At 64.7% G+C, this 13194-nt stretch carries 12 protein-coding genes; 7 read left to right on the top strand and 5 right to left on the bottom strand.

Features of this window, described 5'->3' with window-relative positions; all coding sequences use genetic code 11:
- Positions 1–4 precede the first annotated feature (4 nt).
- Positions 5–1423 (bottom strand): circularly permuted type 2 ATP-grasp protein, encoded by a 1419-nt coding sequence (locus UNPA324_RS22665; protein WP_128920914.1) that lies wholly within the window; start codon positions 1421–1423, stop codon positions 5–7.
- 279 nt (positions 1424–1702) lie between these two features.
- On the opposite strand from UNPA324_RS22665, the gene UNPA324_RS22670 reads away from it, so the two are divergent.
- The 3 genes from UNPA324_RS22670 to UNPA324_RS22680 all read left to right on the top strand — a co-directional run bounded on the left by UNPA324_RS22670 (position 1703) and on the right by UNPA324_RS22680 (position 3793).
- The gene (locus UNPA324_RS22670) at positions 1703–2440 is read left to right on the top strand and encodes a competence/damage-inducible protein A (protein ID WP_128920915.1); all 738 of its coding nucleotides are present in this window, start codon (positions 1703–1705) and stop codon (positions 2438–2440) included.
- Between the two features lie 41 nt (positions 2441–2481).
- Positions 2482–3009, top strand: a complete 528-nt coding sequence (gene gpt / locus UNPA324_RS22675; protein WP_063195254.1) for a xanthine phosphoribosyltransferase — start codon at positions 2482–2484, stop codon at positions 3007–3009.
- A gap of 166 nt (positions 3010–3175) precedes the next feature.
- Positions 3176–3793 (top strand): hypothetical protein, encoded by a 618-nt coding sequence (locus UNPA324_RS22680; protein ID WP_128920916.1) that lies wholly within the window; start codon positions 3176–3178, stop codon positions 3791–3793.
- A 25-nt stretch (positions 3794–3818) separates the two neighbouring features.
- Here UNPA324_RS22680 and UNPA324_RS22685 read toward each other — a convergent pair whose 3' ends face one another.
- Positions 3819–4841: a methionine synthase gene (locus tag UNPA324_RS22685; RefSeq protein WP_128920917.1), complete on the bottom strand. Its 1023-nt coding sequence runs from the start codon at positions 4839–4841 to the stop codon at positions 3819–3821.
- Positions 4842–4974: 133 nt separating this feature from the next.
- On the opposite strand from UNPA324_RS22685, the gene UNPA324_RS22690 reads away from it, so the two are divergent.
- The 4 genes from UNPA324_RS22690 to UNPA324_RS22705 all read left to right on the top strand — a co-directional run bounded on the left by UNPA324_RS22690 (position 4975) and on the right by UNPA324_RS22705 (position 9589).
- Entirely contained in the window at positions 4975–5676 is a 702-nt protein-coding gene (locus UNPA324_RS22690; RefSeq protein ID WP_128920918.1) for a glutathione S-transferase N-terminal domain-containing protein, read from the top strand.
- A gap of 170 nt (positions 5677–5846) precedes the next feature.
- Positions 5847–6455, top strand: coding sequence for a 2-hydroxychromene-2-carboxylate isomerase (locus tag UNPA324_RS22695; protein WP_128920919.1), 609 nt, complete (start codon positions 5847–5849; stop codon positions 6453–6455).
- Positions 6455–7432 carry an NADPH:quinone oxidoreductase family protein gene (locus tag UNPA324_RS22700; RefSeq protein WP_128920920.1) on the top strand — a complete coding sequence of 326 codons (978 nt, stop codon included), beginning with the start codon at positions 6455–6457 and terminating at the stop codon, positions 7430–7432. The genes UNPA324_RS22695 and UNPA324_RS22700 overlap by 1 nt, the downstream gene beginning before the upstream one ends.
- A 108-nt stretch (positions 7433–7540) precedes the next feature.
- Positions 7541–9589 (top strand): methyl-accepting chemotaxis protein, encoded by a 2049-nt coding sequence (locus tag UNPA324_RS22705; protein ID WP_245471706.1) that lies wholly within the window; start codon positions 7541–7543, stop codon positions 9587–9589.
- Positions 9590–9594: 5 nt separating this feature from the next.
- Here the strand turns inward: UNPA324_RS22705 and UNPA324_RS22710 are convergent, their stop codons facing one another.
- The 3 genes from UNPA324_RS22710 to UNPA324_RS22720 all read right to left on the bottom strand — a co-directional run bounded on the left by UNPA324_RS22710 (position 9595) and on the right by UNPA324_RS22720 (position 13191).
- Positions 9595–10485: a crotonase/enoyl-CoA hydratase family protein gene (locus UNPA324_RS22710; protein WP_141936020.1), complete on the bottom strand. Its 891-nt coding sequence runs from the start codon at positions 10483–10485 to the stop codon at positions 9595–9597.
- A gap of 119 nt (positions 10486–10604) precedes the next feature.
- A complete protein-coding gene (locus tag UNPA324_RS22715; protein ID WP_141936021.1) occupies positions 10605–12026 on the bottom strand; it encodes an amidase in 1422 nt (473 codons plus the stop codon).
- Complete coding sequence (locus tag UNPA324_RS22720) at positions 12019–13191, bottom strand: M20 aminoacylase family protein (protein ID WP_128920923.1); 1173 nt, start codon at positions 13189–13191, stop codon at positions 12019–12021. Before UNPA324_RS22720 ends, UNPA324_RS22715 begins: the two co-directional genes overlap by 8 nt.
- Positions 13192–13194 lie beyond the last annotated feature (3 nt).

The raw sequence follows: 13194 nt of genomic DNA on the forward strand, positions 1-13194 counted from the left end.
CTGTCTACTCGTCCAGGATCCAGGTGTCTTTGGTGCCGCCGCCCTGGCTCGAATTCACCACCAGGGAACCTTCCTTCAGCGCAACACGTGTCAGTCCGCCCGGCACAATGGTGGTGCGCTTGCTGCCGGTGAGCACGAAGGGCCGCAAATCGACGTGGCGTGGCGCAAGGCCTGATGCCGTGCAGGTCGGACAGGTCGAGAGCGCCAGCGTCGGCTGCGCGATAAAACCTTCCGGCTCGCGCTTGAGCTTCTCGCGGAACGCTTCGATCGTGGCTTTGGTCGCAGCGGGGCCGATCAGCATGCCGTAGCCGCCGGAGCCGTGAACCTCCTTGACGACGAGCTCGCTCAAATTGTCCAGCACGTAGGCGAGATCCTTCGGCTCGCGGCAGCGCCAGGTCGGCACGTTCTTCAGGATCGGCTCCTCGCCGAGATAGAATTTCACGATGTCCGGCATGTAGGAGTAGATCGCCTTGTCGTCGGCGATGCCGGTGCCGACGGCGTTGGCGAGCGTGATGTTGCCGGCCGCATAGGCGGACATCAGCCCGGGCACGCCCAGCACGGAATCGGGACGGAAGGTGAGGGGATCGAGGAAGTCGTCGTCGACGCGGCGATAGATCACGTCGACCCGCTTCAAGCCTTCCGTCGTCCGCATGAACACTTCGTTGTTCTTGACGATGAGATCGCGGCCCTCGACCAGCTCGATGCCGAGCTTGTCGGCGAGGAAGGAGTGCTCGTAATAGGCCGAGTTGTAGACGCCGGGGGTGAGCAGGGCCACCGTCGGCTCGCCGGAGGCGCTTTGCGGCGCGACCGAGCGCAGCGCGGCGAGCAGTTCGTCCGGATAGCGTTCGACCGGCGCCACCCTGTGGCGGGCGAACAGATCCGGAAACAGCCGCATCATGATCTCGCGGTTTTCCAGCATGTAGGAGACGCCGGACGGCGTGCGGGCATTGTCTTCCAGCACGATGAAGTCCTCGGCATCGACCCGGACGATGTCGATGCCGGCGATGTGCACATAGACGTCGTGAGGCACCTGCTGGCCGTTCATCTCGGGCCGGAACACCGGGTTCTGAAAGATCAGATCGTCGGGCACGATTTCGGCGCGGAGGATGTCGCGGCCGTGATAGATGTCGCGCAGGAACATGTTGAGCGCGCGCACGCGCTGCTTCAGGCCCTTCTCCAGCAGTGCCCATTCCTTGCCGGACATGATCCGCGGGATCACGTCGAAGGGGATCAGGCGCTCGGTGGACTCGGCCTCGCCGTAGACCGCGAAGGTGATGCCGATTCGGCGGAACAGGAGCTCGGCCTCCTGGCGGCGATATTCGAGCGCCTCAGGGGGCGTCTCCTTGAGCCAGCGCGCCAGCTCCTGATAGGCAGGGCGCAGATCCCCGCCGGGAATGTTCATTTCATCAAACGCGACTGCCATAGATCCCGACTTGTCTCCGCAAGGCGTTGCGCCATTGGACAGGCCGCAAGGCCTTGGTGAAGACCGCAACGTCCTGTGGCCATGCGGCAAGAGTGCATGACTTTCATGTGGTAGCAAGGGCCGGGCCAGCGCGATAAGCATGGACTGGCAGCATTTGCCGGGGGTGGCTGGCGGCTTGCCCGAAAAAATGGCGGAGGACTGCTTATTTCGGCAGCAAAACCGCGTGACTTCAACGCGTTACCCCGGCAAAGTCGGCGTCACAGGTGAGGGACTTAAGGCATGAGCGAGATCGTCACGGCGGGCATTCTGGTCATTGGCGACGAAATCCTGTCCGGCCGGACCAAGGACAAGAATATCGGCTTCATCGCCGAATACCTGACCAATATCGGCATCGACTTGAAGGAAGTCCGGGTCGTCTCCGACGACGAGGCCGACATCATCGCGGCCTTGAACGCACTGCGGCATCGCTACACTTACGTCTTCACCACCGGCGGCATCGGGCCGACCCATGACGACATCACCGCCGACAGCGTCGCCAAGGCGTTCGGCGTCGGCATCGACCACCATCCGGAAGTCGTCGCCCGTTTCCGCGAGCGCTGGAGCGAGCAGGACCTCAACGAGGCCCGTCTGCGCATGGCCCGGATTCCTGCCGGTGCCGAGCTGATCCAGAGCGCGACCATCCTCGCCCCCGGCTTCAAGATCGGCAATGTCATCGTCATGGCGGGTGTGCCGTCGATCATGCAGGCGATGATGGACATCGTTGCGCCCAAGCTGAAATCGGGCGTGCGCATGCTCTCCGACACGGTGCGCGCCAATGCGCGCGAGGGCGACATCGGCAGTCCGCTGCGGGCGATCGCCGCCGCCCATCCCGACACCATCATCGGCAGCTATCCCTTCATGGACGAGGACTCGAAGCCGAACACCAACCTGGTGGTGCGCTCGCGCGATTCGGAGAAGCTGGCGGCAGCAATGGCTGCGGTGAAGGAGATGCTGGCAGGATTGAACGTCAGCCGTTAAAGCCCCGGCTTGCTGGACGTTTTACGACGCAGGAGACGACAATGGCTGGTGAAGCACCGGAACTGAGCGCACAGGAGCGGGCGGGCAGGGCCTTTCCGGTCTCGTGGGACCAGTTCCACCGGGACTGCCGGGCGCTGACCTGGCGGCTCAACGAGGTCGGTCCGTTCCACGCGGTGATCGCGATCACGCGCGGCGGCCTCGTGCCGGCCGCGATCGTGGCGCGCGAGCTCGGCGTGCGCGTGATCGATACGGTCTGTATCGCGAGCTACGATCACGACAAGCAGGGCGAGCTCCAGGTGCTCAAGGGCATTTCGGAACAGGCCATGAAGCTCGGCGGCGGCACCGGCAAGGGGCTGCTGATCGTCGACGACCTCGTCGACACCGGCAAGACCGGCAGGCTGGTGCGCGAGATGCTGCCGGACGCGCATTTCGCCACCGTCTACGCCAAGCCGAAGGGGCGCCCGCTGGTCGACACCTTCATCACGGAGGTCTCGCAGGATACCTGGATCTTCTTCCCCTGGGACACCGCGCTGTCCTACCACCCGCCGCTGCGCGACGGGGCGGCGTGAGTTTTCTTCACCTCGCCCCGCTTGCGGGGAGAGGTCGGATTGCATCGAAGATGCAATCCGGGTGAGGGGGAGCTTCCGCGAGTCCGTCTGTCACCTTATCTGTAGAGGCAGCCCCTCGCCCCAACCCTCTCCCCGTAAGAATGGGGAGAGGGAGTAGACTCGCACCATGCCCCTGCAAAACCGCGTCACGCCCACCGGCGACATCATCGCCACTCCGCATCGCGGCAGGTTCACCGGCAATCGCGGCATCATCCACGATCCCGCGACCAAGACGCTGCTGAAGAAGCGCTGGTCGTCGCCGGCCTGGATTATTTGCCTATGCGAATTCCGCGGCTGGCGGCGGCCGGTGATGGCGCGGCGGAGCTGGACCGAGCTGTTCTTTCTCGACGAAGCCACTGCCTTCGCCGCGGGGCACCGCCCCTGCTTCTTCTGCCGCCGCGACGATGCCAACCGCTTTCGCGCGGCATGGGAGCGGGGCAATGGCGCAAGCAAGGTGAGCGCAAAGGCGATGGACACAAGGCTGCACCTGGAGCGTCTGGACCACGGCCGCAAGCGCCTGCACGCGTTGCCAGGACGGCTCGCAGACCTGCCCGATGGCGCGATGCTGCAGCAGGGCGAGCAGAGCTTTCTGATGATGAAAGGCCGGCCGCTGCTATGGTCGCCAGCCGGCTATTTGCAGGCCGAGCACGGGCTTGAGGGGCCAATGCTGCTGACGCCCCCGTCCACATTGCGGGCGCTAAGCGCCGGCTATCAGCCGGCGCTGCATCCAACCGCTCTGGACTAGCAGAGGGACTTGCGGGTCACCGCCATCACCCGAGCTTCTCGCGCGCCAGCGCCGCGCCTGCGCCGAGCGCCATCAGCTTGGCTTCGGCGATCTCGCGCCGCATCGGCGCCATGCCGCAATTGGTGGTGGCGATGATGTTGCTCTTGGGCACGAACTTCGACACGGCGTCGATCACCTGCACGACATCCTCGGCGGTCTCCACCGCATCGCTGGCGACGTCGATCACGCCGGCCTGCACGATCTTGTTCTTCAGGAGCGCGAGCAGGTCGAGCGGGACCTTCGAATTGCGACATTCGATCGCGACCTGCTGGATCGGGCTGGCGTCGATTGCGGGAAAGATCTGCTCATACTGCCGCCATTGGCTGCCTAACGTCTCCTTCCAGTCGGTGTTGGCCTTGATGCCGTAGCCGTAGCAGATGTGCACGGCAGTGGCGCAGGTCAGCCCCTGCGCGGCGCGCTCCAGCGCCTTGATGCCCCAATCGTTGACCTCGTCCATGTAGACGTTGAAAGCGGGCTCGTCGAACTGCACGAGATCGACGCCGTCGGCCTGCAATGCCTTGGCTTCCTCGTTGAGCAGCTCGGCGAAGGCAAACGCCATCTTGACGCGATCGCCATAATAGCGATCGGCGATGGTGTCTATGATGGTCATCGGGCCGGGCAGGGTGAACTTCAGCTTCTTCCGGGTGTGGGTGCGGGCCACCCGCGCCTCGAAGGCATGCACGCGATCCTTCAAGCGAAGCGGTGCGACCACCTGCGGCACCATCGCCTTGTAGCGATCTTTCCGGATGCCCATCTCGACCTTGTGGGCGAAATCGATGCCGTCGATCTTCTCCAGGAAACCGTGGACGAAATGCTGGCGGGCCTGCTCGCCCTCGGTGAGGATGTCGATGCCGGCGTCCTCCTGGATCTTCAGCCAGATCAGCGTCGCATCGCGCTTGGCACGGAGCAGCTCATCGCCTTGCGACTTCCAGGGCGCCCAGAGCATGTTGGGCTCGGCGAGCCATTCCGGCTTCGGCAAGGAGCCGGCGATCGTGGTTGGAAACAGCATGGCGGCCCTCCCGGCGGGTTGTGTTGCGCCCCTTCCTGCCATGTCTTAACGTCGAGGTACAGAACAACAAAAGTCGTCATTTGGCTGGCGGCATCGACAGGGAAGGCCAGAAGGAAATGCCAAGGGAAAGGTCATGATCGACCTCTATTATGCGCCGACGCCGAACGGCTGGAAGATCTCGATCATGCTGGAGGAGCTCGGGCTTCCCTATGACGTGAAGCCCGTCAACATCCGCGCTGGCGAGCAGTTCGCTCCTGAGTTTCTGGCGATCTCCCCGAACAACCGCATCCCTGCCATCGTCGACCACGCACCCGCCGACGGCGGTGGACCGTTCTCGATCTTCGAGACCGGCGCAATCCTGATCTATCTCGCGGAAAAGACCGGCCGTTTCTTGCCTGCCGACTTGCGGGGCCGCTCCGCGACGATCCAGTGGGTGATGTGGCAGATGGCCGGCCTCGGACCGATGCTCGGCCAGCACGGCCACTTCGCGCTCTATGCGGCGGAGAAGATTCCTTACGCAATCGAGCGCTACCGCGACGAGGCGGCCCGGCTCTACGGGGTGCTCGACCGGCAGCTCGAGAAGACCGGCGCCCATGTCGCCGGCGATTATTCCATCGCCGACATCGCCTGCTTCCCCTGGACCATGACCCACAAGGCGCAAGGCTTTACGCTGGACGACTATCCGAACGTCAAACGCTGGTATGCCGAGGTCCGAGCCAGGCCGCAGGTGCAGGCGGGGCTCGCGATCGGCAAATTCGTCAAAGAGCCGTTCGACGAGGAATCACGCAAGATCATGTTCGGGCAGAGGGCTAAGGAAGTGTTGGGAAGGAAGTAGGCCTCCGCTCCCTCCTCGTCATTGCGAGGAGCTCGCGACAAAATTGCGAAGCAATTTTGCGCGGGCGACGAAGCAATCCAGACTGTCGCCGCGGAAAGTTTCCGGATTGCTTCGCTTCGCTCGCAATGACGGAAGATAGAGTCTAGCGGATAAAAGAAAAAGGAAACGCCATGATCGAATTCTTCTTCGACTGCTCCAGCCCCTGGACCTATCTCGCCTTCCACAACATCCAGCCGCTCGCCAAGGAGTTGGGCGCCGAGATCGTCTGGCGGCCGATCCTGGTCGGCGGCATCTTCAACACCGTCAACCCGAGCGTCTATGCGCAGCGGGAGAAGCCGGTGCCGCTGAAGGCCCGTTACATGAAGAAAGATCTTCAGGACTGGGCGCGCGCGGCGGGCCTTGAGATCAAGATGCCGCCGACGGTGTTCCCGGTGAACAGCGTGAAGGCGATGCGCGGCTGCATCTGGCTTGGCAAGGAGATGGTGCCGTTTGCGACGGCCGTGTTCCAGGCCTATTGGGGCGGTGACAAGGACATCTCGCAGGACGCGGTGCTTGCCGACATCTGCAAGCAGGTCGGCATCGACGAGCCAAAATTCTTCGCGGGCATCTCCGAGCAGGGGATCAAGGATCAGCTCAAGGCGAATACCGAAGAGGTCGTCGCCCGCGGCGGCTTCGGCTCGCCGACGATTTTCGTGGGCAAGACCGACATGTATTTTGGGAACGACCGCCTGCCGCTGATCCGCGAGGCGCTTTCGCGCAGCAAGGCGAGCGCGGCCTGATGGTCCGCGCCGTCGTCTGCCGCACGCTCGGCGAGCCCGAGGCGTTGCGGCTGGAGGAGTTTCCGTCGCGCCCCCTGAACCCGGGCGAGGTGCGCGTCGCGATCCGCGCCGCCGGGCTGAACTTTCCCGACGTGCTGATGGTCGCGGGCCAATATCAGCTCAAGCCGGAATTGCCGTTCACGCCCGGCATGGAAGCGGCCGGTGAGGTCACCGAGATTGGCGCCGAGGCAAAAGGTGTTGCCGTCGGTGACAAGGTCATCGTCAAGATGCGCCACGGCGCGTTTGCGGACGAAGCCGTCGTCACGCCGTCGCAGCTCACCCCTAAGCCGTCGACGTTCGACTACGCCGAGGCTGCGACCTATCTTGCCGGTCACGGCACGGCCTATCATGCGCTGATCGATCGGGGCCGGATCGAGCCGGGCGAGGTGCTGCTGGTGCATGGCGCCGGCGGCGGCACGGGATTGGCCGCCGTCGAGATCGGCAAGATGCTGGGTGCGATCGTGATCGCGACCGCCTCCAGCGACGAGAAGCTCGCCATTGCGAAATCGCGCGGCGCCGATCATCTCGTCCGCTACGACCGCGAGCCGTTTCGCGATGCCGTCAAGCGCATCACCGATGGTCGCGGCGCAGACGTCGTGTTCGATCCCGTCGGCGGCCAGGTCTTTGAAGACTCGATGCGCTGCATCGCCTGGGGCGCGCGGCTGCTGGTGATCGGCTTCACCGGCGGCATCGGCTCGGCGAAGACCAATCTGCTGCTGATCAAAGGCGCCAGCGTACTCGGCGTCCGCGCCGGAGAGGCCGTGCGCAAGAACCCTGTGCTCGGCGCAGTCCGCCTGAAGGCGCTGCTACAATGGGCGGAGGAGGGCAAGCTGCGCCCCAACGTCTCGCACCGCTTGCCGCTGCAGGATTATGCCAAGGCAATGCGGCTCTTGATCGATCGCAAGGCGATCGGACGCGTGGCGCTGATGATGGAGTGATCGGCCCTGCCGTATTCGTGAGCAGGTGCCGCCTATCTTTTTCTCACTCGTATAAGGAGTTTTCTTTACCAGTCTGATCCTATCACGAGTGCGCAATCGCGAACTCTGATGATGTTCAGGAATGTAAAAATACTTCATCGCATCGCTCTGGCGGCGCTGCTGCCTCTCGCGACGCTCGCCGCGCTGGCCCTGTACGATATTTCCGCCAAATGGTCCGTGCGTTCGGAAATGGTGGATATGCAGCCGGTCGTGGATGGGGTCGGCAAGTTGAGCGGCTTGGTCCACGAGCTCCAGCGCGAACGTGGGCTGTCGCTGACCTTTCTGAGCAGCAAGGGCACCCAATTGGGTGCCGAGCTCCAGCAACAGCGTCGTCGCACCGACGCCGGCCGCGCAATGGCGCTGGGGGCGTTGGCGGATCTCACGCGTGAAGGCAGCGGCCGGCTTACCTCTGCAAGTCAGGCAGCAACGGAGAGCCTTGGACGCCTGGATTCGCTGCGCGCGCAGATCGATCGCCAGGCCATCGCGCCGGCGGCCGCGACGGGGGCCCTGTCGGATATTGTGGGGCGCCTGATCGCGGTGACTTCAGGCATTTCCAAGCTTGCAACGGACGATGAGATATCGCGGTCGATCGCCGCGCATGCCAATTTGGTGGAAGCCAAGGAACGGGCCGGCCTGGAGCGGGCCACCGTCGCCGGCGCGATCGCCGCCGGACGTTTCGAGCCGCAGGCCTATGTCAGGGCGATTGGCCTTGCAGCCGCGCAGGACAGCTTCCTTGCCTCCTTCCGCGCAGTTGCCTCGCCTGAGGCGAAGGATCTGCTCGGCTCGGAATTGTCGGGACCAGCGATCGACAAGTTCGAGGGCATGCGCAAGGCGGTCGAGCGCGGCGGGCTCGCGGGAGAGTTCGGCTCGCTCGACAGCAAGTCCTGGTTCGACGCCGCGACGGCTCGGATCAATCTCCTGAAGAAGGTCGAGGATGGGCTGGCGACGCAGCTCACCAGCTTGATGGCGAAGAAGAAGTCCGAAGCCACCATGAGCCTTGGTCTTGTGACCAGCCTGTCCCTGCTTGCTCTGCTGACGAGCATGGTGACCGCGGCGGTCATGGCGCGCGGCATCACTGTGCCGATCGGTAAGCTTGCCGGCACCATGACGCATCTTGCCGACGGCAAGCTCGGCCAGCAGGTCGACGGCACCGACCGTGCCGACGAGATCGGGGCCATGGCGTGTGCGGTTCAGTTCTTCAAGGAGGGCCTGGTCCGGAGTGTCGAGCTGAACGCGAGAGAACGCGAGGCTGCTGCGCAACAGGCCGCCCGTGCAAGCCGCATCGACGAGCTCTCCGATCGTTTCGACATCGACGTCGCCGAGGTGATCGAGACCGTCATATCTGCATCTTCCCAACTGGAGGCGACGGCGGCCAGGATGAGCCGGTCCGCCGGTCAGACCAGCGATGAGGCGGCGAGCGTGGCAGGCGTGACCGAGGTGGCGTCGGCAAACATGCAGACCGTCGCCGCGGCGACCGAGGAATTGTCCAGTTCAGTCGCCGAGATCGGACGCCGTGCGACACAGTCGGCGCAGATCGCGGAGAAGGCCGTTGCCGAAGGCCGGTGCACCAACGAAACCGTGCAGGGGCTGTCGTCGGCGGCGGAGAGGGTCGGCGATGTGCTCAAGCTGATCAACGAGATCGCGCGGCAGACCAACCTGCTGGCGTTGAACGCGGCGATCGAGGCGGCACGCGCGGGACAAGCGGGCAGGGGATTTGCCGTCGTGGCGGGCGAGGTGAAGAGCCTTGCCGAACAGACGTCCAAGGCGACCCTCGACATTCGCGATCAAATCGCCGCCATCCAGACGACCTCCGAACAGGCGGTGAGCGCGATCCACGGCATCACGGCGACGATCGAAGAGATCAACGAGATCACGTCGTCGATCGCCGCTGCGGTCGTCGAGCAGGACGCTGCCACGCGCGAAATCGCCCGCAACGTTCAGGAGGCCGCGCGAGGGACCGGCGAAATCTCACAGAGCATCCAGGGCGTCAAGGTCGGCTCGAGCGAGTCCAGCGCGGCGGCCGGCGACGTGCTCGATGCCTCGGAGGAGCTGACGCGGCAGTCGGAAAACATGCGTCAGTTCGTCGAGACCTTCCTCCGCGCCGTCAAGACGGCGTAGTTTCGTCACTTGTACTCCCGCTCGGTCCACCACGGGAAATAGTCCGGCATATCGCTGGACACCTTGTTCTTGAACTGCGCGGGGCGCTTTTCCAGGAACGACACCACGCCTTCCTTCACGTCGTCCGAGCGGCCCCGGGCGTAGATGCCGCGGCTGTCGACCTTGTGGGCTTCCATGGGGTCGTCAGCGCCCATCATGCGCCACATCATCTGGCGGATCAGCGCCACCGAGACCGGCGCGGTCTTGGCGCAGAATTCCGTGGCGAGCGCGCGGGCTGTCGGCAGGAGATCGTCGGGGGCAACGACCTTGCTGACGAGACGGCCGGCGAGTGCCTCCTGGGCCGGGAAGACGCGGCCGGAATAGCACCATTCCAGCGCCTGCGAGATGCCGACGATGCGCGGCAGGAACCAGCTCGAAGCCGCCTCCGGCACGATGCCGCGCTGGGAGAACACGAAGCCGAACCGCGCGGTGTCCGAGGCAATGCGGATGTCCATCGCGAGCTGCATGGTGACGCCAATGCCGACCGCGGGGCCGTTGACCGCGGCGATGACAGGCTTCAGGCACTTGAAGATGCGCAAGGTCACCTGGCCGCCGCCGTCGCGCACCTGCGGATCGCTGTAGTCGACCTTGCCGTCGGCGAGGCGCTTCACTGGCCCGCGCCGTGCGTCGCGATCGAACGTGTCGGCGCCGGAGGAGAGATCGGCGCCCGCGCAAAAGCCGCGGCCTGTGCCGGTGACGATGATGGCGCGGACATTGTCGTCCTTGTCGGCGGCGTCGAATGCGTGGATCAGCTCGGACTGCATCTGCGCGTTGAAGGCGTTGAGCTTGTCGGGCCGGTTCAGCGTGATGGTGAGGATCTGCTCGGCGACCTCGTATTTGATCGTCTCATACGCCATGGCTGGTTTCCTTCCCTGTCATTCTTGAATCGGTTGTGTCATTGCCGGGCTTGACCCGGCAATCCATGTTTCCTGAAGAGGATGGATGCGCGGGGCGAGCCCGCGCTTGTGCTCAGACGCTACTTCGCCGGCGGCTTCGGCCAGGGCCGCTGCGCGCCGCGCAGGCCCTCGAACGCCTTGGCCATGCCGAGCACGCCGATATCGTCGAAGCGGCGGCCGACGATCTGCACGCCGATGGGGAAGCCCTTGGCGTCGAAGCCGCCGTTGAGAGAGATCGCAGGGTTCTCCGACATATTCCACGACACGGTATAGGCGATGTGCTCGAACGGCTTCATCGGATCGTTGGTCGGGGAAGCCCATTCCGCCGCATAGTTCACGTTCGGCGCGGTCGGCGAGATCACATAGTCGAGCTCGCAGAACAATTTTCCTGCCGCGGCCCGGATCGCCATGGTCTGGTTGAAGCCGCGGATCACGTCGACGCCCGAGAGCTTCGCGCCGGACTCGCCCCATTTGAAGATGTAGGGCAGCACCTTGGCCTGCTCGGCCGGGGTCAGTTTCGCCAGATCGTCCCACATCCGCGCACGCCAGAAATTGTCGAGGCCGTCGAGCATCTCGCGCGTGAGGATGCCGTCGACCTCGGTCACGACCGCGCCGGCAGATTCAAATGCTTTCGCCGCCTTCACCGCGACCTCGCGCACCGGCTTCTCCAGCGCCAGCCCGCAGCCCGGATCAAGCATCAGGCCGATGCGCAGCTTGCGGGGAGATTTTTCGAGCCCCTTCCAGTTGAGCGGCTCGGCTGGCAGGCTCATGCCGTCGCGCCGGTCGGGCTTTGCGATCACGCTCATCATCAGCGCGCAATCATCGACGGTGCGGGTCATGGGCCCGGCGACACGGCCGACATAGGTGGGATCGATCGGCACGCGGCCAAAGCTCGGCTTCAGGCCGACGAGGCCGCACCAAGCGGCGGGCAGGCGCACCGAGCCGCCGATATCGGTGCCGAGATGCAGTGGGCCATAGCCGGCCGCGGCAGCCGCGCCTGCGCCCGCGCTGGAGCCGCCGGGATTCTTGGAGAGGTCCCAAGGGTTACGCGCGAGCGGGTGAAAGCTGGAGAGCCCGGAGGACAGCATGCCGTAATCGGGCATGGTGGTCTTGGCGAAGATGACCGCACCGGCTTCGCGCAGGCGCGCGGCGGGCGGGGCATCCTTCTCGGCCGGCACCAGCTTGACGCTGGCCGCGCCGAGCGGCACCGGCACGCCCTTGGTCGCGATGTTGTCCTTCACCGTGACGGGCACGCCATCGAGCGCGCCGGAGGGTTCGCCGCCGCTCCAGCGCGAGGTCGAGGCTTTGGCGGCCTCGCGCGCGCCGTCGGGATCGAATGCATAGAGCGCCTTCAGATGCGGTTCCCATGCCGCGACGTGCGCGAGCACGTCTTCCAGCACTTCGCTCGGCGAGAATTGCTTGGCGCGATAGCCCGCGATCAGATCGACCGCGGACAGATCGTGCAGCGAGGTGACCGCTTCCTCGACGCTCTTTTTATGCATTGGCACCCACCGGCATGCGGGTCTCGATGATGCGGGCGAACATGCTGGCACCGATCGGCAGGATCTTGTCGTCGAGCACGAAGCCGGGATTGTGCACCGGCACCGAACCGTCATGGCCGACCCAGAAATAGGCGCCGGGAATGGTCTGCAGCATGTCGGCAAAATCCTCGCTGCCCATCTTGGGCTGCGCGCGGGTGATCACGTTGGCGGGATCGACGATGGTGCGTGCGACTTCCTCGACCACCTTGGACTGCTCGACCTGGTTGACCAGTACGTCGAAGGTGTCGCGGATGTCGACGTCGATCACGCATTGATAGGCGCTTGCGATGCCGGCGCAGATCGTGCGGATGCGTTCGCTGACCAGGGTGCGGACTTCCTTCGAGAAGGTACGGATGGTGCCGCAGAGATGCGCGTCGCCGGGAATGACGTTATAGGCGGAGCCGGCGTGGATCTGGGTGATCGACACTACCGCGGCCTGCAGCGGCTCGACGTTGCGGCTGACGATGGTCTGGATCGCCTGCGCCAGCGTGGTCGCGATGATCACCGCGTCTTTGGAACGCTCGGGCATCGCGCCGTGCGCGCCATAGCCGGTGATGCGCAGGTCGAAGAAGTCGGCGCTGGCCATCGCGGGGCCGGGCAGGATCGCGATCTCGCCGTGGTTCAGATCGGGCGCGTTGTGCAAGCCGTAGAGCTCGTCGCAGGGGAACTTCTCGAACAGGCCGTCCTTGATCATCGCGCGGGCGCCGCCGAGGCCTTCCTCGGCCGGCTGGAAGATCAGATGCACGGTACCGTCGAAATTCCTGGTCTCGGCGAGGTAGCGCGCGGTGCCGAGCAGCATGGTGGTGTGGCCGTCATGGCCGCAGCCGTGGAAGCGGCCGGGGATTTTCGAGCTCCATTTCAGATTGGTATTCTCTTCCATCGGCAGCGCGTCCATGTCGGCGCGCAGGCCAATGCGCTTGCTGCCCGAGCCCTTGCCCTTGATGACGCCGATCACGCCGGTGCCGCCGAGACCCCGATGCACCTCGATGCCCCAGCTCTTCAGCTTGTCGGCGACGATGCCGGAGGTGCGTACTTCCTCGAAGCCGATCTCGGGATGGGCGTGGAGGTCGCGGCGGATGGCGGTGAGTTCGTCGGCATATCCGTCGATGCGGTCGATCGTGGGCATGTG

The organism is Bradyrhizobium sp. UNPA324 (genome assembly GCF_006658635.1).
GTDB lineage: Bacteria > Pseudomonadota > Alphaproteobacteria > Rhizobiales > Xanthobacteraceae > Bradyrhizobium > Bradyrhizobium nanningense.

Excerpts from the sequence above, each read along its gene's own strand:
- UNPA324_RS22665 (WP_128920914.1), bottom strand. The coding sequence starts at position 1,423 with ATGGCAGTCGCGTTTGATGAAATGAACATTCCCGGCGGGGATCTGCGC.
- UNPA324_RS22670 (WP_128920915.1), top strand. The coding sequence starts at position 1,703 with ATGAGCGAGATCGTCACGGCGGGCATTCTGGTCATTGGCGACGAAATC.
- gpt (WP_063195254.1), top strand. The coding sequence starts at position 2,482 with ATGGCTGGTGAAGCACCGGAACTGAGCGCACAGGAGCGGGCGGGCAGG.
- UNPA324_RS22680 (WP_128920916.1), top strand. The coding sequence starts at position 3,176 with ATGCCCCTGCAAAACCGCGTCACGCCCACCGGCGACATCATCGCCACT.
- UNPA324_RS22685 (WP_128920917.1), bottom strand. The coding sequence starts at position 4,841 with ATGCTGTTTCCAACCACGATCGCCGGCTCCTTGCCGAAGCCGGAATGG.
- UNPA324_RS22690 (WP_128920918.1), top strand. The coding sequence starts at position 4,975 with ATGATCGACCTCTATTATGCGCCGACGCCGAACGGCTGGAAGATCTCG.
- UNPA324_RS22695 (WP_128920919.1), top strand. The coding sequence starts at position 5,847 with ATGATCGAATTCTTCTTCGACTGCTCCAGCCCCTGGACCTATCTCGCC.
- UNPA324_RS22700 (WP_128920920.1), top strand. The coding sequence starts at position 6,455 with ATGGTCCGCGCCGTCGTCTGCCGCACGCTCGGCGAGCCCGAGGCGTTG.
- UNPA324_RS22705 (WP_245471706.1), top strand. The coding sequence starts at position 7,541 with ATGATGTTCAGGAATGTAAAAATACTTCATCGCATCGCTCTGGCGGCG.
- UNPA324_RS22710 (WP_141936020.1), bottom strand. The coding sequence starts at position 10,485 with ATGGCGTATGAGACGATCAAATACGAGGTCGCCGAGCAGATCCTCACC.
- UNPA324_RS22715 (WP_141936021.1), bottom strand. The coding sequence starts at position 12,026 with ATGCATAAAAAGAGCGTCGAGGAAGCGGTCACCTCGCTGCACGATCTG.
- UNPA324_RS22720 (WP_128920923.1), bottom strand. The coding sequence starts at position 13,191 with ATGCCCACGATCGACCGCATCGACGGATATGCCGACGAACTCACCGCC.